The 23,952-nt window shown below is 63.4% G+C and carries 13 protein-coding genes; 5 read left to right on the plus strand and 8 right to left on the minus strand.

The annotated features are described in order from the left end of the window. Nucleotides 1–43 precede the first annotated feature (43 nt). The 8 genes from M0D43_RS01545 to M0D43_RS01580 all read right to left on the minus strand — a co-directional run bounded on the left by M0D43_RS01545 (nt 44) and on the right by M0D43_RS01580 (nt 19,907). On the minus strand, nt 44–2,947 hold the full coding sequence (locus M0D43_RS01545) for a TIM-barrel domain-containing protein (protein ID WP_260807767.1): 2,904 nt from the start codon (nt 2,945–2,947) through the stop codon (nt 44–46). Between the two features lie 103 nt (nt 2,948–3,050). Further along, on the minus strand, nt 3,051–4,793 hold the full coding sequence (locus tag M0D43_RS01550) for a DUF5597 domain-containing protein (protein ID WP_252163260.1): 1,743 nt from the start codon (nt 4,791–4,793) through the stop codon (nt 3,051–3,053). A gap of 11 nt (nt 4,794–4,804) precedes the next feature. Continuing rightward, entirely contained in the window at nt 4,805–6,721 is a 1,917-nt protein-coding gene (locus tag M0D43_RS01555; protein ID WP_252163261.1) for a sialate O-acetylesterase, read from the minus strand. 106 nt (nt 6,722–6,827) lie between these two features. Then, nucleotides 6,828–9,086, minus strand: a complete 2,259-nt coding sequence (locus M0D43_RS01560; RefSeq protein WP_252163262.1) for a cellulase — start codon at nt 9,084–9,086, stop codon at nt 6,828–6,830. Between the two features lie 111 nt (nt 9,087–9,197). Beyond that, nucleotides 9,198–11,936, minus strand: a complete 2,739-nt coding sequence (locus M0D43_RS01565) for a TonB-dependent receptor (protein WP_252163263.1) — start codon at nt 11,934–11,936, stop codon at nt 9,198–9,200. A gap of 338 nt (nt 11,937–12,274) precedes the next feature. Then, nucleotides 12,275–15,202 (minus strand): TonB-dependent receptor, encoded by a 2,928-nt coding sequence (locus tag M0D43_RS01570; RefSeq protein WP_425510629.1) that lies wholly within the window; start codon nt 15,200–15,202, stop codon nt 12,275–12,277. A 541-nt stretch (nt 15,203–15,743) separates the two neighbouring features. After that, complete coding sequence (locus M0D43_RS01575; protein WP_252163264.1) at nt 15,744–18,680, minus strand: TonB-dependent receptor; 2,937 nt, start codon at nt 18,678–18,680, stop codon at nt 15,744–15,746. A gap of 255 nt (nt 18,681–18,935) precedes the next feature. Then, entirely contained in the window at nt 18,936–19,907 is a 972-nt protein-coding gene (locus M0D43_RS01580; RefSeq protein WP_252163265.1) for a LysR family transcriptional regulator, read from the minus strand. A 274-nt stretch (nt 19,908–20,181) separates the two neighbouring features. On the opposite strand from M0D43_RS01580, the gene M0D43_RS01585 reads away from it, so the two are divergent. From M0D43_RS01585 to M0D43_RS01605, 5 genes are read left to right on the plus strand one after another with little or no spacing between them, the layout of a single operon-like run. Beyond that, nucleotides 20,182–20,313, plus strand: a complete 132-nt coding sequence (locus tag M0D43_RS01585; RefSeq protein WP_260807769.1) for a hypothetical protein — start codon at nt 20,182–20,184, stop codon at nt 20,311–20,313. 4 nt (nt 20,314–20,317) lie between these two features. Next, complete coding sequence (locus tag M0D43_RS01590; RefSeq protein WP_252163266.1) at nt 20,318–20,950, plus strand: 2-dehydro-3-deoxy-6-phosphogalactonate aldolase; 633 nt, start codon at nt 20,318–20,320, stop codon at nt 20,948–20,950. Next, nucleotides 20,947–22,095 (plus strand): galactonate dehydratase, encoded by a 1,149-nt coding sequence (gene dgoD / locus M0D43_RS01595; RefSeq protein WP_252163267.1) that lies wholly within the window; start codon nt 20,947–20,949, stop codon nt 22,093–22,095. Before M0D43_RS01590 ends, dgoD begins: the two co-directional genes overlap by 4 nt. Next, the gene (locus M0D43_RS01600) at nt 22,089–23,000 is read left to right on the plus strand and encodes an SMP-30/gluconolactonase/LRE family protein (RefSeq protein ID WP_252163268.1); all 912 of its coding nucleotides are present in this window, start codon (nt 22,089–22,091) and stop codon (nt 22,998–23,000) included. The genes dgoD and M0D43_RS01600 overlap by 7 nt, the downstream gene beginning before the upstream one ends. After that, on the plus strand, nt 22,997–23,875 hold the full coding sequence (locus M0D43_RS01605; RefSeq protein ID WP_252163269.1) for a 2-dehydro-3-deoxygalactonokinase: 879 nt from the start codon (nt 22,997–22,999) through the stop codon (nt 23,873–23,875). The genes M0D43_RS01600 and M0D43_RS01605 overlap by 4 nt, the downstream gene beginning before the upstream one ends. Nucleotides 23,876–23,952 lie beyond the last annotated feature (77 nt).

The raw sequence follows: 23,952 nt of genomic DNA on the forward strand, positions 1-23,952 counted from the left end.
CGTTCCGGCATCTGCTTACTCGTCGACTGAAGACAGCCTGCGATCATCGACGAGGCGCTTTGCCGGACGCAATCTTGCGCTGCAACACGCTGACCGGTTTACCGTCGTACTGGATGCTGGTGTCGCTCCTGGGCTCGAGCGCACCGGCGTCCTCGCGCGGGCCGTCGACGAAGCGCACACTGATGGTGCGTTTAGCCTGCATGCCGGTCCAGCTGCCTTCGCGCTTGCCGATGCGCAGCTCGCCCTTGGCCTGATTCCAGACCAGCGGGATGCGGCTGAACTCGCCTTTTTCGTAGCCGTAGCCCTTGCCGTCGTCCTCATACAGCGAGAACTGGCCGTCGGCACCGGTGTAGACCACCACGGTGAGCGGCGCGTCTGGCTTCTGGTCCACGTATTCCTGCACCGGGCCGGTCGGCACGATGGAACCGGCGCGCACGAACAACGGCATGCGCTCGATCGGCGCGGCCGCTTCGATGCTCTGCCCGCCCTCGTAACGCTTGCCGGTAGCGAAATCCAGCCAGCTGCTGCCGGCTGGCAGATACACCTGCCGCGAGGTGGCGCCGAAGCGGGTCACCGGCGCGACCAGGAACGCCGGGCCGAACAGGTACTGGTCGTTGATGTCGCGCACCTTGGGGTCGTTCGGGAAGTCCATCATCATGCCGCGCATGATCACGCCATCGCGCTGGTAGGTATCGCCGGCCAGGCTATAGATATACGGCAGCAACGCGTAGCGCAGACGGTTGTAGTACGCCATGCTCTCGTAGAACGGCGTGCCTTCCGGGGCGATGTTCCAGATTTCACGGTACGGGAACTGGCCGTGCGAGCGGAAGATCGGCACGAACGCACCGAACTGGAACCAGCGTGTATTGAGCTCGCGCCATTCCGGCAGATGCGCCGGATCCTGGTCTTCATAGCGCTTCTCCACCGCAAAGCCGCCGATGTCGAAGGTCCAGTTGGGCAGGCCCGACAGCGCCATGTTCACGCCACCAGAGATCTGGTCGCGCATGTCGTCCCAACGCGAGACGATGTCGCCGCTCCATACCGCCACTGCATTGCGCTGGGTGCCGGCATAGCCCTTGCGCGAGAGGATGAACACGCGCTTGTCGTCGGCCGCACGGTCGCCCACGTACACGCCATGCGTATGCGGCAACGGGTAGGAATTGAAGTATTCGGTGGACGAGCCCAGCGCGTTGGGCGTGGTGCGCGCCTTGCGCTCGGCGATGTCCAGGTTGGAATGCACGTCCGGCTCGTCGGCGTCCATCCACCAGGCATCGAAGCCCTTGCTGTTGAGCTTTTCGTTGATCTGGCGCCAGTACATGGCTTGCGCCTTTTCCGAGTACGGGTCGTAGAACGAGTTCTTGTAGCCCTTGCCGATCCAGTCAAGCTCGCCCACTTCCACGTTGCGTTTGAACATGAAACCGGCTGCGTCCAGTTCCTTGTAGTTGGCGGTGGTGGGATAGAACTTGGGCCAGATCGAAATCATGATCTGCGCGTGCATGTCGTGCACGGCCTTGACCATGCCGTCCGGATCCGGGAAGTGCTGCTTGTCGAAATCGTGCGAGCCCCAGGCGTTTTCCGGCCAGTACGACCAGTCGAGCACGATGTTGTCCAGCGACAGTTTGCGCTTGCGGTATTCGGCCACCGCGCCGACCAGCTCGTCCTGGCTCTTGTAACGCTCACGGCTCTGCCAGAACCCATACGCCCACTTGGGCAGCATCACCGACTTGCCGGTGAGCTCGCGGTAGCCGGCAACGGCCTGGTCGTAGGAATCGGCAGAGACGAAGTAATAGTCGATCATCTGCCCGGCTTCGGACCACAGCGACAGGTCCTTGGCTTCGGCGGCCGGCAGCGGATCGCGGTGCAGCAGCGCGATGTAGCTCGGATCGATCAGGTCCCATGCAAGCTTGACGGTGTGGCGCGTGCCCGGCTCCAGATCGAGCTTGAATTCGTGATTCCACGGATTCCAGTTCTGGCGCCAGCGGTCGACGACCAGCTTGCCGTCCACATACAACTTGGCGTATTCGCTCGAATACAGCGAGAAGGTGTGCTCGCCACCGGTGAGCGCTTCGATTTCGCCCTCCCAGGTGACCTGCATGCGGCTGTTCTTGTCCTTGGTGATCGCCTGCTTCGGATACTTGGGCAGGTCGCTGAGGTACTGGTAATTCACCTCGCTCTCGCGGCGCTCGAGGATCTGCTTGCCATTGATCGCATAGCGTGCGGTCAGCGCGCCGGCCTTGCCCTTGGCGTCGTACAACTTCAGTGTTTTCGGCAGCGGCTGCAGGCCGCGCGGGTCGCCCAGGCGGGTAATGGAGTTGTTGTCCCACAACAGGCCGTAGTGGCGACTGGACACCAGATACGGCACCGCCATGTCGATGTTGTTCTGCTGCAGCTCGACGTTACGGCCCTTCTGGTTCATCCAGCCCTGCTGGTGCTGGCCGAAGCCGTACAACGCTTCGTCATCGGGCGACTGGAAGCGCTGCCGCACGCTCAGGTACTGCTTGCCCTCCACTTTCAGTGGCGCAAAGCTGCGCCCGCCGGCGACTTCCGACAACACCGGCCTGCCGCTGGCATCGGCGAAACTGACATGGCCGTCGACGGTGGACACCGTGGCGGTGACCTTGCCGGTCTTCAGCTGCACGCTGTCGCCCTGCTCGGCAATCTGGAATGCGCTATCGCCCTGCACCGGCACGCGCATCAGGCTGGGGCTACGGGCGAAGTCGCCGTCCGGGTCCGCACTGACGCGGATGATGCCGCTATCGACCACTTGCAGGCGCACCGGGGCGGCGCCCTTGGCGCTCGGCACCACGGTGACGCCATCGGCGGCCTTGCGCACTTCCTGCGCATGCGCGGCATTGGCCAGCAGGGCCAGCGACAACGCCAGGCACTGGGCGAGCGGCGTACGTCGGTTGGCAGGCACGGTGCCGGCGGAACGGATGGTGGTTTGCATGGTCACTCCCTTGGAATTACGGAACGTTGCCGCGGGGGCGGCAGCGCATGGGTGAGATGAGGCGACGTTCTCGATACGGCCTGGCTTCATTATCCTGGCGCGCCTATTTGTAGGTCGCCAGTGTGATCCTGAGCAGTTGCGGCACGTTGGAAAAATTGACGCCGTAATCGGTCTGGTCGCCATTCCAGTTGCGCTGGAACTTCCAATCATTGCCTTCGTAGACGCCTTCCTCGACGCGGTCGTAGATCAGGTTGGCAGTGGCTTCACTGGCCGGGTGCAGGGTCACGCGCACGTGGTAACCGGTGACCAGGAATTCGTCCGGGCCGAGCTCGGCGATCAACGCGGCGCCGATCGGTTCGGGGTTGCCCGGCGGATCGCCCTTGAACCAGAACTGCGGCACGCCGTAGGTGATGGTGGCGCTCCAACGGTCATTGAGCTTGAGCTCCTGCACGGCCTGGCCAGGCTCTTCGGCCGCGCCGTGCAGCTTGCCTTCGAACGCCGCCTTGGCGAACGGCCGCATGCCCATGCTGACCGCCTGGAAACCAAGCGCGAACGGCGCGAGCGTCTCTTCGTCCACATGTTTGGCACCGAGCGGATAGTTGGAATAGTGCGTGTAATCCATACCGAAGGCCGACCAGCCGATGCCGTTATGCCCTAGCGTGGGATACAGGTAGCGCGCGTATTCCGGGCGATTGCCGGTTTCGGCAACGAACAGCGCGTTGTCTGGACGCGCGTAACGCTCCAACACCGTGGTGTACATGCGGTATTCGGGCATGTAGATGTCCGGTGCCAGTAGGTCGATATGCGGACCGGCCGCCTTCCAGACATCGAGCACGTTGTCGGTGGGGCCACCGCTGGCGTACTGGCCGGGCTGGCCCGGATTGAACGGGCCACGCAGCGCGGCATTGACGTACATCGGCAACGGATACTCGGCCTTGCCGGCTGCGACGACCTGGTCGATGTAACGGCCGATCGACCACGCATGGAAGATTTCATCGGCATCGGCGCCGAACACCTGCGCCCAGGTACCCGGCTGTTTGTTCAAACGTTTGATCAGCTCGTTAGGCACTGCACCGTCGAACAGCTTCTGCGCCATCGGCGAGAAGTCGCGCACGCTGCCGTAGGTGCCGGGCTCGTTCTCCGGCTGGATCATGATCACGGTGTGTTGCGGGTCGACCTTTTTCAGGTGCTGCATGAAGGCGACGAACGCCTTGCGGTCGGCATCCAGTGTGGTCTGCGCATGCGGCGACAGCGAACCGATCGCCTTGCCCTCGCGCGTCACCACGCGCGGGAAGCGCTGGTTGTCGGTCTTCACCCAATGCGGCGCGTACTGCGGGCCGTTGTTCTTCCAGGTTGCAAACCACAACAGCACCAGGCGCACCTTGTGTTCGCGCGCCTGGCCCAGCAGCGTATCGACGAAGGAGAAATCGAACTTGCCTTCTTCCGGCTCCACCTGTTCCCAGGCGATCGGCACTTGCACGGTGTTGGGGCCGAGCACCTGCATCGCCGGCCATACCTTGTCCAGGACGCCGGGATAGTTGCTGGAGTTGTTGACCTGCGCGCCCAGGATCAGGAACGGCGCACCGTCGACCATCAACGCATGCTTGCCATCCTTGCTGACGAACTGCGGCATCGGCGTCTGTGCGGCTGGCGCCTGTGCAGTTGCCGGGGTTGCCGCCGCTGTGGTTGCAGCAGGCGAGGTTGCGGCAGATGTGCCGGCATCGCCCTTGTCGCCAGATTGGCACGCGGCCAAGGCCAGCGTCAGCGCGGACAGCAGCAGCGGACGCAGGCAACGGCGTGCAGGGGAAGAAGCGATCAAACGTGCAACGGGAGAATGCATGGACATAGGACTCCGTGTCACCAGGTATCGGTGCGGAAGGGGGAAACGGGAAGGTGTTCGCGATTGACCAGGTTGGCGTCGTCCGGGTTTTCGCTCCAGCCGTAGCGCACCGCGACCGGTGCAGCCACCGCGTCGCTGCGCACGATCACCCGATCGCCTTCGATCTGCGCGGTGGCCGGGTGGAAGTGTCGATCGGCGCCAGCAATGCGAAAGCCCTGCACTGCCCCACCGCCGCGCACTTGCAGTGCACTGCCCTGCAAATCGAAGGTCAGCACTGCTTTACCTCCGTCAAAACTCGCTCGCTTGAAGACCGGCGCGCTGAACACCAGCGTCTCGCCATAGGCCACATGCCGCGCCGCCAGCGCCAGACGATGACCAACATCGCGCTTGTTGGTGGGATGGATGTCGGTGGGGTTGCCGATATCGATGATCACCGCCTGCCCGGTCGCCGGCAGCGCCAGCGTCTTGGACTGCGACTCGCGCAACAGTGCCCACGGACTCAGTTCGCCCTTGTCGCCGCCGGCCTTGAAGTTGGCCAGCTGCACCCACAGGAACGGCAGCGTCTTTTCCCCGCGTTCGGCGCGCCATTGCTGGATCATCGCGGCGAACTGTTCACGGTACTTCACCGCGCCGGTGTCGCTGGCATTGGTTTCGCCCTGGTACCAGATCACGCCTTTGACCGGGAACGGCTGCAACGGATGGATCATCTGGTTGTACAACAGCGTAGGCAGCTGATTCTTGTTGTCGGTCAGCGACACGCGCACTGCTGCAGGGCGAAACTTCCAGCGGTTCAGCGCGCGCCTGGCGCCATCGCTGGTCTGCACGAAGCGCTGCTCGTCCGGGCCGTGCATGCCGCCACCGCCACTGAGGTCGTCCACGCGCACGGCGATGTGGTTGACGCCGGCGTTGAGCACCGCTGCCGGCACCTGATAGACGCGCGGCAGATTCCACTGCTTTTCGGTGCTGCCGACCTGCTGGCCGTTGACGTAGGTGATGTCCGAATCGTCGACCTGCCCCACGCCCAAGGTGATGCCGGCCTTGGCCTCGGCAGCACTGAGCGTCATTGTGGTGCGATACCAGGCGATGCCATCCATGCCGTCATAGCCACTGGATTCCCATTGCTTGGTGACCGGGATGCTGTCCCAATCGCTGTCGTCGAAATCCGCTTCGCGCCATTGCGGCATCTCGCCGTCCACCTTGGCCCAGCGTGCGATGCGCTTGCCGGTGGCGGCTTGCGCAGCAGCGTCGCGTTGCTTGATCGCCTCGATCGCGCCCTGGTTCTGATCGGCATTCAGGCCCAACGAGGCGGCATCCATCCACGCCTCGATCGCGCTGCCGCCCCAGGTACTGTTGATGATACCGATCGGTACGCCGGTGCTGGCGCGCAGCTCCTTGGCGAAGAAATAGCCGACGGCAGTGAATTCGCCGGCGTTGCCAGGCGTGGCAGCCTTCCACTCGCCACCGGTCAGGTGCGCCTCCGGCTGCAGCGACCACGATTTAGGCACCTTGAACTGCCGCAATCGCGGATCGTTGGCCGCAGCCACCGCCTGCGGGCCGTCGCTGGCCTGGGCTAACGGCCATTCCATGTTCGATTGCCCGCTGGCCAGCCACACATCGCCGACCAGCACCTCGCGCACCTGCACGTCGCCGCCGTCGCCCTGCACCCGCAGCACATACGGACCACCGGCCTTGTGCGCCGGCAGTTTGACCTTCCATTGCCCGGTTGCATCGGCCTTGGCGGTGGCGCGCTTGCCGTCGAAGCTGACCGTGATCGCGGCATTGGGCGCAGACCAGCCCCATACCGGCATCGGTTGATCGCGCTGCAGCACGGTGCCATCGGCAAACAACAGCGGCAGCGTTGGCAATGCCCAGGCGGTTGGGCTGACCAGCACCAAGCCCAGCAGGCAGCCACGACGAACGAGAGAAGCGGTCATGCGGTGATCTCCAAAGTCGGCGCAGCCAGGCCGCACACGGCGATACGACGGCCAACAGCGCCGTACACGGTAAGAGAGCGCGATGATGCGCGCAGCGACGCCTCGCTCATCGTGGATCCCCATAGAAGATGCCACGGCCACCGGTGGCGAAATACACACGGCCAGGAAGACGCGGGTCGCCGGTCACGCGATATGGTTTGCCAAAGCGATGTGCATCGTCATTGATGCGCAACCAATGGGCGCCCTCGTCATCGGAGCGGAAAATGCCATCCACGCCCGACACGCGCCCGGCCAGATACAAAGCCGGTGGCGCCTCAGCACGCAGCGCCTTGCCGATGCCCAACGAACGCGCTTCGTCCGGCCTGGAAAGCGTGCGCAATTTGCCGTTCTGCCAACGCATCACCCCCAGCGTGGGACTCGCCAGATACACCACGCCCGCACGCCATGGATCGGGCCGTAGTTGCGGGCGCGCACGTTCGTCGCGCGCCGGGCTGCCGATCTGCTGACCGGTATCGCGGAAACTGGCCGCACCATCGGTGCTCTCATACAGGCGCCCGCTGACGCGATCGCCCGCATACCAACGCTGCGCATCGACGCGGTCGGCCACCACAACCGCGGTGTCGGGCAAGCCCTGCACGCGCTGCCAGTGCTTGCCGAAATCGGCGGTGCGCCACACACCGCCTTGTTCCGGCGCCCACACCACTTGCGATGCATCGGCGGCAATGGCAATGGTGCCTGCCCCCTGCCCGCTCGGCGGTTCGCTGGCGAAGGCGCTCCAGTGCGCGCCGCCATCCTGCGATACCAGCGCGCGGATCTCGTTGTTGCGGCGATCGCGCACGGTGCCGCTGCGCACCATCCACTGTGGCGCCTGGCCCGCAGCATCGATGCTCTCGCCATTGGTCAGGCGTGGGCCGAGGTACTGCAACTGTGCGGTGTCCAGCGCGTCGTGCCGAAAGCCATCGATATCGCCGAGCGCGCTGAGCAGATGCGCACCGGCCATCGGGCTGAGCAGATCCAGTGGCACGGTTTCTTCCAGCCCACGGTCCTGGAACCACCACTGCAACGGCTGCTGGCGTGCAGCGAAATCCTGCAGATTCCGCGAGGCCCAGATGCCGTAGCCAGTAACGAACAAGGCGTGATTGCTGTCGAATGGGTCGATCGCCAGCGCGCCCATCCAGTGCGGCGTTGCGTGCGCGGTCCACGGCGCGGCGCTGTGATCGAACTGCGCGTTTGCCAGCAACGGCGTCCAGCTGCGCCCGCCATCGTTGCTGCGGAACAATTCATCGCGCGGGGTGCGGCGGCGGAAGGTGCTGGCCAACAGCACCTGCCGATGTTGCGGATCCACCGCAACCGCGCCCCAGCCGAAACCATCGCCACTGGCCGGTTGCGGGAGTGGGCTGATCTCACGCCAGCGGCGCTCCGCCGCGTTGTAGTTCCATAGCGCGCCACCGGCCATCAAATCCGGGCCAGGCTGATCGCCATAGCTCAGATACCACTGCCCATCGTTGCCGCCGACCATGTGGTTGGGACGCAATCCGCTCGGTTGACCCGCCACCGCCGACCAGGTGCGACCGGCATCTTCGGAGACATACAGGCTGTTGTGCGCGGTGGAAATGCCCACATAGAGACGCGGCGTCGGACTGCCAGCGCGACCGCTGGAGGCGTCGAACACGACAAAGGCGATCCCCACCGCCTGTTCGCGCCCGACATGGTTGCGCGCCGTGGCGCCTGCAAAGGCATCGGCAGGAAATGTCTCCACCCGCGCCCAGTGCGCGCCGCGATCGTCGCTGCGCCAAAGGCCTGCATCACGTGAGCCGAGCAACAGCACACGGCCATCGTGCGGGTCCACGGCCAGCCGTTCGCCATTGGCGCGGCCTAATTGGTTACCACCGAGCTTGAACGGCAGCTCGGCGCGCTCAAAGCTTTTGCCCCGATCGAAGGAACGCAGTACCGCTGCATTGCCGGCGCGTTCGTGCATGTAGGTGCCCGCGGCCAGATACAGCGCGTTCGGATCGGCAGGATCGACCGCGAAGGCGTCGATCCCCATCAGATTCCAGTCGTCGGCACCCAACCAGTCTGTCAGCGCCACCCACTGCTGCGCCTGCGCATCCCAGCGATACGCACCACCGACATCGGTGCGTGCATAGGCAAGATCGCGTTCGGCGGGATGAAACAGTACTCCGGTGACAAAGCCGCCACCGCCAATGGCCACACTGCGCCACTGATACGGCTCCAGCGTGCCGGGCTTGGACGCAGATACGTCGGACGTCATGAAGAACAACACAAGCATCAGGCACACAGCAGTCAGCCACGCCTGTGCTGCAGAAAGGTGGCGCTTAATAGGCGGATCGATCACAACGATCATTCCTCCGGCTCCGCTCGCGATCGATGACCTTGTTATCGATAGGAAAAACGCCGGTCCAACGAGCTGCCTGCACAGCTCGCCGGACCGGCGACGCACTTCCTACGGCGCGTTCTACAGGCTGGCCCGCAACGTCAGGCCATACCGACGATCGTTGATCACGAAATCGCGGTAGCGCGACTCGGTCCCCAGATAGCTTTCGCGGCGGGTATCGAGCAGGTTCACGCCATCGAGCGAAATCGACCACACAGCATTGATGTTGAAACGCAGCGAGGCATCCAGCTGGCCGAAGCCCTTGTTGTAGACCGGCAAGTTGCCGGTACCGTTGCCCGCGGTGGTCACCAGCCAGTCGCTACGCCAGTTGTAGGCCACACGGCCCTGGAAGCGCGAGGTTTCGTAGCTGAGGATCGCGTTGTAGCTGTTCTTCGACAAGCCTTCCAGCGGCACCGTCAGCGCCTGGCCGTTGGTATCGGTGGCGGTCGGACTCGGCGCTTCGCTATCCACGTAGGTGTAGTTGGTCTGTAGACCGAAGCCGCTCAGCCATCCCGGCAGGAAATCGAAGAACTGGGTATAGCCCACTTCGACGCCGCGGATCTGGCCTTCGTCGCCATTGACCGGACGGGTGATCTGCCAATTCACCGGCGCGCCGTTCTCGTCCAGGTACTGCTCGTTGAACACCGCTTCGGCGATGAACCCCTTGACCTTCTTATAGAACAAGGTGCCGTAGACCATCGAGCCCTGGCCGTAGTACCACTCCAGCGAGGTATCGAACTGATCGGCCATGATCGGTTCCAGATCGGGATTGCCGCCGCGTCCCGTGCGGGTGACGCTGCCGCTGCTGCTGTCGGCGCTCAGGCTCAGGTTGGGGTTGAGCCGGTCGAACGACGGCCGCGAGATGCCGCGCGAGGCGGCAAAGCGCCACTGCAGCTGATCGGTGAGCAGCCAGCGCAGGTTGAGGCTGGGCAGCACGTCGGTATAGCTCTGGTCGGCACTGATCGGAATCAGGCCACCACCTTCGGTCGCAGTGCCGGTACGCACCCCCTGCGAGGACAACTCGGTGCGTACCACACGCATGCCGATGTTGCCGTCGAACGGAATGTCGCCATCCACGCCGAAGCGCAGCACGCCGTAGGCGGCGTAGGTCTTTTCGTTCTGCAGGTTGACGTTGTTCGGCGCAAAGGTCAGCGGGGCGAAGCCCAACGCTGCAATGGTCTGCCGATAGTTGGCCACCGCCGCGTCCGAGGCCGTCAGCGTCGGACCAAAGGCATAGCCGTCGCCGCGGAAGAAATCGGTGATCGGGTTGGTCATCACCCCGATGCCCGGATAGTTCGCGAAGGGCGCGCCATTGCAATCGTTGATGCAGTTGAAGCGCCAGATATTGCCGCGGTTCTCCGCATCGCGATCGGTGTAGCGCACGCCTGCCTTGAAGCTGCGCACGAAGTCGCTGTCGAATGCCAGGTCCATATCCGCACGCCAGGCGAATTCGGTGCCCTTGTTGTCGTCCATGTTGTCGACCTGGTAACGCCAGCCGTCGTAGTTACCGACGTCGGCCAGGTAGCCCTCGGCGCCGCTGGCGTCGGTGACCGACAGCCGCGGCAGGCTGCCGCGGAAGTCCACATTGAGGAACGGGCTGGTGGCCTGTCCGGTCGCCAGGATGTAGCGCTCCCCCTTGGTGGTGGCATCGACGTATTGGAAGTCGGTGCTCAGCGTCATCATCGGCGTGACCGTCCACTTCGCACCGATCGCGTAATCGGTGGTCACGGACTTGCGCGTGGTCAGGCTGGTGTTGGACTCGGTCGGCACACCCTGGAACGAGCCATTGACGAATTCATTGCGGCTATTGACCTGGATGCCGGGCACGCCCTGGATGGGGTTCTGGCCGGTCAGCGCGAAGAACGAATAGTCGTGCCAGCTGAAGTCGTAGTCCGAGCGCAGCACCTGGGCGTAGACCTCCAGATCGTCGTTCGGACGCCACTGCAGGGCGACCGCGCCGGTCTTGCGCTTGCGCTCGCCGATCGTGGTGTTCTTGCCGGCGCCATGCGGAACGAAGACCTGCTGGCCCTGGTAGCCAGCAATGTTCTCGGTCTGCCCATACCACGGTTCGATGGAGATGGTGTCCTGACGAAACGGGCTGGTCTGCTGCGAGTAGTTCACCAGGATGCCGATCTCGCCGATGCCGGTCTGCCAGCGATCGCTAAACAAGCCCGAGAACGCCGGCTTGCCGTCGTCGGCGAGGTCGTAATCGTTGTACTGCACGCTACCGGCGATCTTGCGTCCGTCGTAATCGAACGGCAGACGCGTGCGCAGGTCGACCGTGCCGCCCAGGCCACCTTCGATCATGTCGGCAGACGGATTCTTGTAGACGTTGACGCCGCCGAGCAATTCGGCAGAGACGTCTTCGAAGCTCAGGCCACGGCCGTCGTTGGCGGTGAAGATGTCGCGGCCATTGAGTTCGGTGCGCACCTGGGTCAGGCCGCGGATCGCGATCGAGCTGCCTTCACCGTAGTTGCGCGAAATCTGGATGCCGGAGATGCGCTGCAGCGCCTCGGCCACGTTGTTGTCGGGCAGCTTGCCAATGTCTTCGGCAACGATGGAATCGACGATCTGCTCGGCATTCTGCTTGACCAGCTGCGCCTTGGTGACGCTGCTGCGGGTACCGGTGACCTGCACGGTGTCCAGCTGTTGCGTCGTCGAATCCGATGCCAGCGTAGCAGTGGTGGTCGCATCCTGCGCATGGGCCTGCGCGCTCAGCAGCGTGGCCACACTGATGGCCATTACGGAGCGGCGGAAATCACGGATCGAACGCTGGCCCACAGTCCGGCCTGCCGGAATGTGGCGATGTTGCACTGACATGGTGCTCCCTCCCAGGACGCATGTACTTCCAGTTTTTAGCGGGCCTGTGCGCGAACGCACTCCCGTCGTTGGTGCTGGCTTGGCATCCGCCTCCGACAAGGGCCGGGGCTGCGTGGATGCGATGTAATCCCGAGCGGGCTTACCTGGTAGCTGCGGCCGGAGCATAGGGCGCGGCCGTCATGCCAGACCAATGAAATATTCCTGGAAAGGTATTCGCTAAACCTATAACAACACTAGAAAACCCGGAAACTCTGGCATCGCAAGGCCAGAGCGCCGGGCTAGGCGTGGCGGGCTCAACTCTGCGAGCCCGCGCACGTTGACTGCGTGATTGCGCGCACTTACCAGTTCATGCGCAGCACCAGCGCATAACGGCGATCGTTGACGAACCAACTGCGCGTATACAAGTGGTCGTCGAGCTCGCCTCCGCTGTAGGAGGTCGGGCCCATCAGCACCTTAGTCACCGTATTGGTCAGATTATTGGCCTGGAATCCCAGCTGCAGATGCGGCGTGAGGCGGTAGAACACCGAACCATCCAACTGCCCGACATCGTCCGCCCAGGCGGGCAGTCGGGTAATGACGTCGCTGGCGGTCAACAGATAGCGCGAGCGCCAGGTATACGCCAATCGCGCCGACAACCGTCCTTTTTCGTAGATGCCAGCAAGGTTGTAGCTGCGACGCGACAATCCTGCTAACGGCAAGCGCACGCCGCTGATCCTGGTCTGACTGTTGGGATCGGTTGCCGAATTGACCGCGCCACTGCTATCGACAAAGGTGAAGTTGGCGTTGACTCCAAAGCCACTCATCCAGCCCGGCCAGGAATCGAAGAATTGGGTATACCCGTACTCGAAACCGCGGATACGGCCCTTGTCCATGTTGTACGGGCGCGTCACCAACCAGTGCTGGCCACCGTAGTTTTCGGCGACGGTCTGGTTGGCGATGTAATCGCTCACGTCCTTGTAGAACAACGTCAGATACATCATGTCGCTGGTGTCGAAGTACCACTCCAGCGCGGTGTCGTACTGATTGGCCTTTTCCGGCCGTAGATTCGGGTTGCCTGCCGCGCCAGTCCAGCGCGTCACGACACCGTCTTGCACCGTCGCAGAGAGCAACAGATACGCCTGCAGTTGATTGTAGTCCGGCCTTGCCATCGCCTTGGATGCGGCGATACGCCATTGCAGCGCATCGGAGAACTTGAAGCGCAGATTCAAGCTCGGCAACACGTCGGTATAGCGACCATGCGCGCCGTTGCCAAAGTATTGGCCGGTGTACTGGTCACGCAGCGCCTGTGGCGCGATGCTTGCCGACAGATCGGGGAACTGACCATAGCCATCGGCAGAGGTCCTGGTTTGCACCACACGCACACCGATATTGCCATCCACCGGCACGCCCAGTGCCTCGTCGTTACCGAAGGTCAGCATGGCATAGGCGGCCTGGGTACGTTCGGTCTGGTGATTGATATCGCGCAAGCGATAGCGCACCGGCGACCAACCGCGACCGCGCAGGGCGACGATCTGCCGGATCAGCTGCGTAGTGCCGGCATAGTCCTTGACCGCAGCATTGCTGGGGAAGTACAGCTGCGTGGGCACATCGACATGGCCGCGGAACAGGTTCGGAAACGTGTACAACTCCGAAGACCCAGTCATGTATTCGGCCAGATCGGCCAGCCCTGTCGCAGAGCCCGGGACGGGTGCAGATCTGTCGGAAATCACGCCCCAGTTGTAGGGGGTGTTCTTGTTGGTCTGGGTGCGGTCGGTCGCGCGAATGCCGGCACGAAAACTCTGTAGCCAGGCGCTATCGTCGTAGCGATAGTCCAGATCGAAGCGTGTAGCCAGCTCGCGACCGCGATTCTGCCCCAGGTGGTCCATCGCCGCTCTCCAGGAGTAGTTGGAGGGGGCGGCGGCATAGGTACGATCGGCAATTGCCGCAGACGGATACCTGCCGCTCAAGTCGACCATCAGACCCGGCAGATAGATCGTGTTGAACAGGGTGAAATCCAATGTGCCCTTATGCGACTGCAGCAACTGCATGTCGCCGCTCAGCTGCAATTGGTCGGTCAGGCGGTGGCGGAAGCCGCCTGCCAGGTCCGTGGTGGTGGTGGTCTGTTGCACATAGCGCTTCTGGGTATTGAAGCGCACCCGATCGTTCGCGCCGCCTTGCCCGCGCCACAAGCTGGAGCCAGGTTCCCCACTGACGAATCTGCCCTGGTCGTCATAGGCGAATGTCGTTGCTGGCGCAGGGTTGATCGCGCCGCTCTGGTCGTTGAAGACCGCTGCGTGATCGCCCCAATTCAAGTCGTAGCTGGAGCGCATGTATTGCAGATAGAACTCGGTAGCGTCGCTGGGTCGCCACTGAAATGCAGCCGCCCCCCCCTGACGCTTGCGCTCGGAGTCCATTTGCCGCCAGTCCAGTCCACCAGGCACGTAGACCTTGGAAAAATTGGTGCCGGCCAGCAACGTCGGGTCGGTGCGGCGCACGAAGGGCTCCACCTGGACGCCATCGCTACGCGAGCGCATCGCCGAATACGCCGCGTCCAGCATCAGCCCCATTTCCCCCAGCCCGGTGTTCCAACGGTTGCTGAGTAACAATGAGCCGGACGGTTTGGTGGTCTTGCTCAGATCACCCCGATTCGCGTCAGCATTGAACGCGATGCTGCGGCCCGGCTCGTCGAACGGCAGACGTGTGCGCAGGTTGACCGTCCCACCGAGCCCGCCTTCGATGATCTGCGCCGATGGGTTCTTGTACACGTCCAGCCCGGCCATCAGCTCGGCAGGCACATCTTCGAAATTCAAGCCGCGGCCGCTGTCGGCGGTGAAACTGTCGCGACCATTGAGTTCGCCGCGCACCTGGGTCATGCCGCGAATCATCACGCCGCTACCCTCGGCAGAAAAATGGTCCGGATCGCTGCGCGTGATGAAGTGATCGATGGTGACGCCGCTGACACGCTGCAAGCTCTCGGTGACGCTGCGATCCGGCAGCGCGCCGATGTCGTCGGCACTGACTGCGTCAACGATTTGTTCGGCATCGTGTTTGATCGACTGCGACTTGATCAGGCTGCCGCGCAGACCACGCACCTGCACCGCATCCAGATCCACTGCACTGTCCGTCTGGCCGGGAGACGCGCCCTGCGAAGATGACGCTTGCTGCGCGCAGACCGGCACAGCAAGCAAGCAACCGATGGCGACTGCCATTGCCGAACGCGGCAATGGCAGCGAGCGCCCGCCATGCGCGACCTTCCACACGTTTGCAGGGCTTGACGATGGAACCATGCGATTCTCCTCTCCCAGCCTCAAACGACTGAAATGCGCTGGCGCGAAGTAAGAACGCCGCAAGTCATGCGGATGACGTCTGGCTCTCGCTCCTCCCAAGAGCGACCCGCGCCTGATGATGACCACACCTGCCGCTCGCTCGCCCGTCATACAGACATCAATGGCGCGGCAGGCGAAGCCCAAAAGCGCAGCAGTTCCTGGCACGAAGTCTCGTCGAGGAATCAGAGCCGAAATGTTTCGCCTCCCAGAAAATATGCGATCCGCGTCACTGCGATAGTCCAGTGATCGAAGGGCGAAGCAGCGTTCGCTGCACCACCGCCTCGTCTCTCACCCGGCCCACCGATCTGCAGCATCATGGCTCTGCCGTCGCAGGCACACTGTGGGCGCATCGAGGATGGTCTACCCCGACGAAACAACGCTGCAAGGCAAGTAACAGCTGATACAAAAAAAGCGGGCCTGGCATTCAAGCCAGACCCGCCGATCGATCTGAACGTCGCTAGATGTCCCAACGTTGCTTGCAGCCACGCAGTAGCCCGGGCACTTACCAGTTCATGCGCAGCACCAGCGAGTAGCGCCGGTCGTTGACGAACCAGCTGCGTGTGTACAGATGGTTGTCCACCTCGCCTCCGGTATAGGACGTCGGCCCCATCAACACCTTGGTCACTGTGTTGGTCAGATTGTTGGCCTGCACGCCGAGCTGCACATGCGGATTGAACCGATAGAATGCCGAGGCATCGAGTTGGCCGTAATCGTCCGACCAGGTCGGCAACTTGGTCGACACGTCGCTGGCGGTCAGCAGGTAACGCGAACGCCAGTTGTAGGCCAGGCGCAGAGAGAGCGGTCCTTTCTCGTAGATGCCGGCAAGGTTGTAACTGCGCCGCGACAGACCCTCCAGCGGCAGGCTCACACCCGTGACGGTGGTCTGCGTGTACGGGTCGGTGGCCGTGTTGACGCCGCCGCTGCTGTCGACGAAGGTGAAGTTTGCATTGACGCCGAAGCCGCTCAACCAACCCGGCCAAGAATCGAAGAACTGCGTATAGCCGTATTCGAAACCGCGGATACGCCCCTTGTCCATGTTGTACGGACGCGTCACCAGCCAGTCCTGCCCACCGTAGTTTTCAGTGACCGTCTGATTGGAGAAGTAATCCTTCACGCTCTTGTAGAACAGCGTCAGGTACATCATGTCGCTGGTGTCGAAGTACCACTCCAGCGCGGTGTCGTACTGGTTGGCCTTCATCGGCTGCAGATTCGGATTACCGGCCGTACCGGTCCACCTGGAGACTGTGCCATTGGACTCGGTGTTTGCCGCCAGCAGCAGGTAAGGCTGCAATTGCGTGTAGTCCGGACGTGCCATCGCCTTGGACGCGGCGATGCGCCACTGCAGTGCATCGGAGAATTTGAAGCGCATGTTGAAGCTCGGCAGCACGTTGGTGTAGCTGCCCTTGGCATTGTTGGCGAAGTACTGCCCGGTATACTGCTCCCGCAGCTCTTCCGAACCCGCGCTTCCCGACAGGTCGGGGAACTGGCCGTAGCCATTGGCCTCGGTCCTGGTCTGCACGATGCGCACGCCGATATTGCCGTCCACCGGCACGCCCAGCGCGTCGTCATTGCCGAAGTACAACACCGCGTAGGCGGCTTGGGTGCGTTCGAACTGGCGATTGATGTCCTGCAACTGATACTTGTCCGGCGCCCAGCCCGATCCGCGCAGCGCCACGATCTGCTCGATCATCTTCGAGGTGCCGGCGTAATCCTTGACCGCAGCAGTGCTCGGAAAGTACAGGCTGTTGGGCACATCGATCTTGCCGCGGAACAGATTGGAATACGAATACAGCTGCGAGGAGCTGGTCATGTAGGTGGCCAGATCGGCCAGGCCGGTCCCATTGGCGGTACCGGGAATCTGCGCCCAGTTATCGCTGATCACGCCCCAGTTGTAGCCGGAGTTCTTGTTGATCTGGGTGCGGTCGGTGGCGCGGATGCCGGCACGGAACGTGCGCAGCCAGGAACTGTCGTCGAACGCGTATTCCAGGTCGAAGCGCGTGGCCAGTTCGCGGCCGCGATTCTTCGCCAGATGGTCCATCGCCGCACTCCAGAAATAGTTGGAGGGGTTGGTGATGTAGGTGCTGTCGGCAATCGCCACCGACGGATATTTGCCGCTCAGATCGACATTCAGGCCCGGCAGATAGATTGAATCGAACAGGGTGAAGTCCAGCGAATCACTCTCCGAGCGCACCAATTGCATATCGCCGCGCACGGTGAGGTTGCTGGTGAGCTTATGGGTGAAGCCGCCAGACAAGTCCGAGGTGGTCGTGCTCTGCTGCGAGTAGCGGTTGTTGGTGTAGAAGCGCACGCCATCGTTGCCGGTGACGTTGCCACGCCAGGAACTGGACGTCGGCGCGCCGCTGACGAAGCGGCCGTCGGCATCGTAGCTAAACTGGGTACCGGGCGCCGGCGCAATCGCGTTGGTGTCGTCGTTGAAAAACGCTGCGCGCTCCTGCCAGTTCATGTCGTAGCTGGAGCGCATGTATTGCACATAGATCTCGGTGTCGTCGCTGGGACGCCACTGGAACGCGCCCGCCACGCCGTTGCGCTTGCGCTCGAAATCGAGCTGGCGCCAGTTGACGCCACCGGGCACATAGACCTTGTCGAAGTTGGTGCCCTCCAGCAGCGCCGCATCGGTGCGACGCACGAACGGCTCGACCTGGATGCCATCGCTGCGGGTGGCCAGTTCCGAATGCGCCACGTCCACCATCACGCCCATCTCGCCGAGACCGGTATTCCAGCGATCGCTGAATAGAAACGAGCCCGACGGCTTGTAGGTCTTGCTGAAGTCGCCGTAGTTCTCGTCGGCGGTAACGCCGATCACTCGCCCCGGCTGGTCGAACGGCATCCGCGTGCGCAGGTTGACCGTGCCGCCAAGACCGCCTTCGATGATCTCGGCCGACGGGTTCTTGTAGACGTCCACGCCCGCCATCAGTTCGGCAGGGACATCCTCGAAACTCAGACCACGGCCACTGGCGGCGCTGAAGCTGTCGCGGCCATTGAGTTCGCCGCGCACCTGGGTCATGCCGCGAATCATCACGCCGCTGCCTTCGGCAGAAAAATGGTCCGGATCGTTACGCGCCATGAAGTGATCGATGGTCACGCCGCTCACCCGTTGCAGGGTTTCGGTGACGCTGCGGTCCGGCAACGCGCCGATATCCTCGGCGCTGACCGAATCGACGATCTGTTCGGCATCGTGCTTGATCGACTGCGACTTGATCAGGCTGGCGCGCACCCCGCGCACTTCGACCGCATCCAGGTCGGTGGCGTTGCCCGCACTGCGCGAGGAGGCATTCTGGGACGACTGCGTCTGCTGCGCATAGACCGGCGCAGCGAGCAAGAGCCCGATGCTGACGGCCATGGCGGAATAACGCAACGAAGGCAAACGACGGGCGAGCACGCCCGTACCTGCCGAGGCATGGCTAGAACACTGGTACATCTGAATCCCTCCCAGGACGCAAGACGATTGAAACGGGTTGTCGCGGCGCAGACGCGCCGCGTGATCACACAAAAAACGGGCGATGTCGCCCGTGATTACCCTACGGCAAGCGGCTTGGCCGCCGATCGCGTGCCCGACGTTACGTGCGCTTCAGCGTGCGATCTCGCTCAGAGATATAGGCGTGCAGCGCACCGCCAGCCAATGAAAAATTCACAAGCTGCTATTCCAAGGAGGAATAGCAATGGAAGAGCTTGGTCAGACAGGGGATTCTGGGCCGCGCAGTGTGGGATACAAACGTCGGGCAGTGGTACGCAACGCCTGCAAAATGCGCTCGGCACCCGGCGGCAGGATGTAATCGCGCCGACGGATGATGCCGAACGACTCCATCCGCACACCCAGTTCGATCGGCAGCACGGTGAGCAATTTGGCCTGGATCAGCGGCGCCACCGATTCCACCGGCAAGGCGGTCAGCATGTCGGTGCCGCGCAGCAAGGTCGAGGTCACCGGCAGCGACGAGGTTTCGATGGCATTGGTCGGCGTCTGCACGCCATGCTCCATGAACATCGAATCCAGCCGCGCACGCAGCACGCTGTCGGCTGGCGGCAAGATCCAGCCATACCGCACCAGATCGGCATGCTGCAGGCCGGCGCGGCTGGCCAGCGGGTGGCCGGCGCGCGCAATCACCGAATGCGGCTCGTCGGCGAGTGGTTCGAACTCCAGTTCGCCCACGCCTTCCGGCCCCAGGATGCGGCCGATCACGATGTCCAACTGCCCATCCAACAACTTGGCCACCAGCGGGCGGCTGTAGTCCATTTCCACCCGCACCAGGATGTCCGGGAACTCGCGCTTGACCTCGGCGATCGCTTGCGGCACCAGGTTGGTGCCCGGATTGACCACCGTGCCGATCGAGGCCTGGCCCATGCGCCCGGCGCGCAACGCGGCGATTTCTTCCTGCGCCCGGCCAATCTCCGACATCGCTGCGCGCGCGCGCCGAATCAGCACGTGGCCATACCAGGTCGGCTCCACGCCGCGGGCGTGCCGCTCGAATAATTTCACGCCCAGCATGTCTTCCATTTCCGCCAGCAGCTTGGACGCCGCCGGTTGCGTCATGCTAGCGGCCTCAGCCGCGCGTAACACCGAGCGCTGTTCGTGCAAATGCAGCAGTAGCAAGAGCTGGCGGGTCTTGAGCCGGGCGGCGTTGAACCAGGGAGTACTGGAATTTGCCATAGCGTGCGATTGCGGCCGTGTATTCGTCGGAGGAATAGAATATGCCGAAAATTTCATTTGCAGCACATATCTCCCCGCGCGAGGCTATCGAACGCCGCAGCAGGAGTTACTACCTCCCGGGCGCGGCGAGAACAGACGTGACCTGCCCGTCCTCGGGCGGCAACACGCACGCCAATACGCGGAGGTGGACGACGATGACGGCATCTTACCCGCCCAATGCAGGCAGTGAGACAGCACACACGGATTCGTGCGGCACACCTGAAGGTCGGACTCCATGACCTTCGCCGCCTACCGTGCTCATCTCGACCTGCGCGTCAGGCGTGTGACCGCCACGCAGTGGCGCCCTCCCCCGTCGGTTGCCACCCACCCGGTCGCCAACCGCCGCTTTCCGCTCTACCGCGAGTAACCGCATGACGTCAGATACCACTGCCAGCCCGTTCGCCCTGCCCCTGATCGCCATCCTGCGAGGCATCACGCCGGAAGAGACGCTCGACCATGTCGGCGCGCTGATCGAGGCTGGTTTCGATGCGATCGAAATCCCGCTCAACTCACCGCGCTGGGCCGAGAGCATCGCGCTGGCTCAGCAGACCTTTGGCAAACGCGCCTGGATCGGTGCCGGCACCGTGCTGCGCAACGAAGACGTCGATACCCTGGGCGAGATCGGTGCGCGCTTCATCGTCACCCCCAACACGCGCCCGTCGCTGATCCGCCATGCGGTGTCGCGCGGCTTGACCGTCGTGGCCGGTTTCGCCACTGCCAGCGAGGCGTTCGACGCCATCGACGCTGGCGCGACGATTCTCAAGCTGTTCCCGGCAGCCACCTATGGCGCCGCGCATGTGCGCGCCCTGCGCTCGGTGCTGCCCTCCCACATCCCGGTCTACGTGGTCGGTGGCGTCAGCCCGCAGACCCTGGCCGGCTTCCTCGCCCAGGGCGCCGCCGGCGCCGGTATCGGTGGCGAACTGTACAAACCGGCGCAATCGCTCGAAACAACCCAGACGCATGCACGCGCCTTCGTGCAGGCCTACCAGGAACTGCAAGGATGAAGATCACCCGCCTCACTACCTACCACGCTGCGCCGCGCTGGTTGTTCCTCAAGGTCGAGACCGACGAGGGCATTACCGGCTGGGGCGAGCCGGTCATCGAAGGCCGCGCGCGTTCGGTGGAGGCCGCCGTGCACGAACTGGCCGGTTATGTCGTCGGCAAGGATCCGGCGCGCATCAACGACCTGTGGCAGACCATGTACCGCGCCGGTTTCTACCGTGGCGGCGCCATCCTGATGAGCGCCATCGCCGGCATCGACCAGGCGTTGTGGGACATCAAGGGCAAGGCGCTGGGCGTGCCGGTGTACGAGTTGCTGGGCGGGCTGGTGCGCGACCGCATGAAGACCTATCGCTGGGTTGGCGGCGATCGCCCGGGCGCCATCATCCAGCAGATCACCGACTACCGCGCGCTGGGCTTTGACACCTTCAAGTTCAACGGCACCGAAGAAATGATGCTGATCGACAGCGCGCGCGCGGTCGACGCTGCGGTGGTCAAGGTCGCTGAAATCCGCGAAGCCTTCGGCAACACCATCGACTTCGGCATCGACTTCCACGGCCGCGTCGGCGCGCCGATGGCCAAGGCACTGCTGCGCGAACTCGAGCCGTTCAAGCCGCTGTTCGTCGAAGAACCGGTGCTGGCCGAACAGGCCGAGTATTACCCGCGCCTGGCCGCCAGCACCTCGATCCCGCTGGCTGCCGGCGAGCGCATGTTCTCGCGCTTCGAATTCAAGAACGTGCTGTGCGCCGGCGGTATCGGCATGGTGCAGCCGGACCTGTCGCATGCCGGTGGCATCACCGAATGCGTCAAGATCGCCGCGATGGCCGAGGCCTACGATGTCGGCTTCGCGCCGCATTGCCCGCTCGGCCCGATTGCGCTGGCTGCATGCCTGCACGTGGACTTCGTCTCGCACAATGCCGTGCTGCAGGAACAGAGCATCGGCATTCATTACAACGAAGGCGCCGACCTGCTCGATTACGTCATCAACAAAGACGATTTTCACTGCGTGGATGGCAGCATTGCCGCCCTGCCCAAACCCGGACTCGGTGTGGAGATCGACGAAGAGATGCTCAAGCGCGCGAACGAAAACCCGCCCGACTGGCGCAACCCGGTGTGGCGTCATAGCGATGGCAGCATCGCCGAATGGTGAGCACGCCCGAACACACCGCCGTGCTGGCGGTCGACAGCCGCTGCACACATGGCGAGGGCGTGCTGTGGTGCGCACAGCGCCAGGCGCTGTATTGGGTCGACATCAGCGAACAACGCCTGTGGCGGCATCATCCGGCCACTGCACACACACACTACTGGACACTGCCCGACCGCCCCGGCTGCATCGGTCTGATGGACGATGGTCGCATCCTGATCGCACTGGCCAAGGCGATCGGCATCGTCGATCCGGACAACGTCAAGGAAGACGTGCTGCCATTCGAAAAGCTGGCCGATGTAGAAGCGGACAACCCGCTCACCCGCAGCAACGATGGCCGCGCAGATCGCAACGGCAACTTCGTGTTCGGCACCATGGATGAGCACGACACCAAGGCCGCGCGCGGGGCGATGTATCAATTCTCGCTGAAACACGGCTTGCGTGCATTGCCGCTGTCGGGCGTGTCCATCCCCAACTCGATCTGCTTCAGCCTCGACGGTCGTATGCTCTATTACTGCGATTCGGTGCGCCCGCAGATCCTGTGTTGCGATTACGACGCGCAGACCGCGCAGACCAGCAACACGCGCGTGTTCGCCACGCTGGACCGCGACGATGCCGAACCGGACGGTTCGATCATCGATGCCGAAGGTCATCTGTGGAATGCGCAATGGCGCGCGTGGCGCGTGGTGCGCTATCGCCCCGATGGCAGCATGGAGCGCATCGTGCAACTGCCGGTCAAGCACCCCACCTGCAGCGCCTTCGGTGGCGCGGCTCTGGATCGCCTGCATGTGATCTCGTCGCGCCTGGACCATAGCGCCGAAGAACTCGCGGGCATGCCCCAAGCCGGCAGCCTGTTTGTCTGCGACGTCGCCATCATAGGCCTGCCAGAGAGCCTGGTGGCCAGCGCGTGATCGCCATCGACTGGGGCACCAGCAGTCTGCGCGGCTATCTGCTCGATGCCCACGGCAAGGTGCTTGCGCAGCGCCGCGGCAGCGACGGCATCCTGGCCTGCCAGGGACGCTTCGCCGAAGTGCTGGCTGGCTTGGTCGACGGCTGGGACGGCCCGCTGTTGCTCTCGGGCATGATCGGTAGCCGCAATGGCTGGAGCGAACAAGCCTATCTGCCCTGCCCCGCAGACACCGACGCGCTCGCCCAGGCGATGCGCCGCCATGACGACCTGCTGCCGGGTCGCACGCTGTGGTTCGTGCCCGGCGTCAGCACCAGTGAACAGGCCGGCGTGCCGGATGTGATGCGCGGCGAAGAAACCCAGTTGGTCGGCCTGATGAGCGCACTCGGCGATGGCGCGCATGTCGCCTGCCTGCCTGGCACGCACAGCAAATGGGCGCGGATCGACAACGGTCAACTGACCGGTTTTGCCACCGTCATGACCGGCGAGTTGTACGCCGTGCTGCGTCAGCACAGCATTCTGGGCAAGCTGATGGATGACACTCACACCGAGCTGGACACTGCAGCATTCCTGCAAGGTGTCGACCGCAGCAGCGAGCCCGGTGGACTGAGTCACCACCTGTTCGGCGCCCGCACGCTCGGCCTGTTCGAACGGCTGTCTGCTACGGCGCTGCCGTCTTACCTCTCGGGCCTGCTCATCGGCCACGAACTGCGCGAGCACCGCGGCCACCACGCTGCCGTGCACCTGGTCGGCAGCCCTGGTCTGGCGCAACGCTACGCATTGGCGCTGCAGCACCTGGGCGTCGAACGCCAGCTGCATCCGGAAGATCTGGCTGCGACGGGGCTGTTCGCACTGGCCAGGCAGCGCGGGCTGACCTGACAAGCCAGCAGCAAAACATCGACAACCCCACACCCATCACGCGACTGCTTTAGAATTGGAAGGCTAAACGCCGGATT

It is taken from the genome of Xanthomonas prunicola (assembly GCF_025266575.1).
GTDB classification, from domain to species: Bacteria; Pseudomonadota; Gammaproteobacteria; order Xanthomonadales; family Xanthomonadaceae; genus Xanthomonas; species Xanthomonas prunicola.

Excerpts from the sequence above, each read along its gene's own strand:
- M0D43_RS01555 (WP_252163261.1), bottom strand. The coding sequence starts at position 6,721 with ATGACCGCTTCTCTCGTTCGTCGTGGCTGCCTGCTGGGCTTGGTGCTG.
- dgoD (WP_252163267.1), top strand. The coding sequence starts at position 20,947 with ATGAAGATCACCCGCCTCACTACCTACCACGCTGCGCCGCGCTGGTTG.
- M0D43_RS01575 (WP_252163264.1), bottom strand. The coding sequence starts at position 18,680 with ATGTACCAGTGTTCTAGCCATGCCTCGGCAGGTACGGGCGTGCTCGCC.
- M0D43_RS01560 (WP_252163262.1), bottom strand. The coding sequence starts at position 9,086 with ATGATCGTTGTGATCGATCCGCCTATTAAGCGCCACCTTTCTGCAGCA.
- M0D43_RS01580 (WP_252163265.1), bottom strand. The coding sequence starts at position 19,907 with ATGGCAAATTCCAGTACTCCCTGGTTCAACGCCGCCCGGCTCAAGACC.
- M0D43_RS01590 (WP_252163266.1), top strand. The coding sequence starts at position 20,318 with ATGACGTCAGATACCACTGCCAGCCCGTTCGCCCTGCCCCTGATCGCC.
- M0D43_RS01570 (WP_425510629.1), bottom strand. The coding sequence starts at position 15,202 with ATGGTTCCATCGTCAAGCCCTGCAAACGTGTGGAAGGTCGCGCATGGC.
- M0D43_RS01585 (WP_260807769.1), top strand. The coding sequence starts at position 20,182 with ATGACCTTCGCCGCCTACCGTGCTCATCTCGACCTGCGCGTCAGGCGT.
- M0D43_RS01550 (WP_252163260.1), bottom strand. The coding sequence starts at position 4,793 with ATGTCCATGCATTCTCCCGTTGCACGTTTGATCGCTTCTTCCCCTGCA.
- M0D43_RS01565 (WP_252163263.1), bottom strand. The coding sequence starts at position 11,936 with ATGTCAGTGCAACATCGCCACATTCCGGCAGGCCGGACTGTGGGCCAG.
- M0D43_RS01545 (WP_260807767.1), bottom strand. The coding sequence starts at position 2,947 with ATGCAAACCACCATCCGTTCCGCCGGCACCGTGCCTGCCAACCGACGT.
- M0D43_RS01600 (WP_252163268.1), top strand. The coding sequence starts at position 22,089 with ATGGTGAGCACGCCCGAACACACCGCCGTGCTGGCGGTCGACAGCCGC.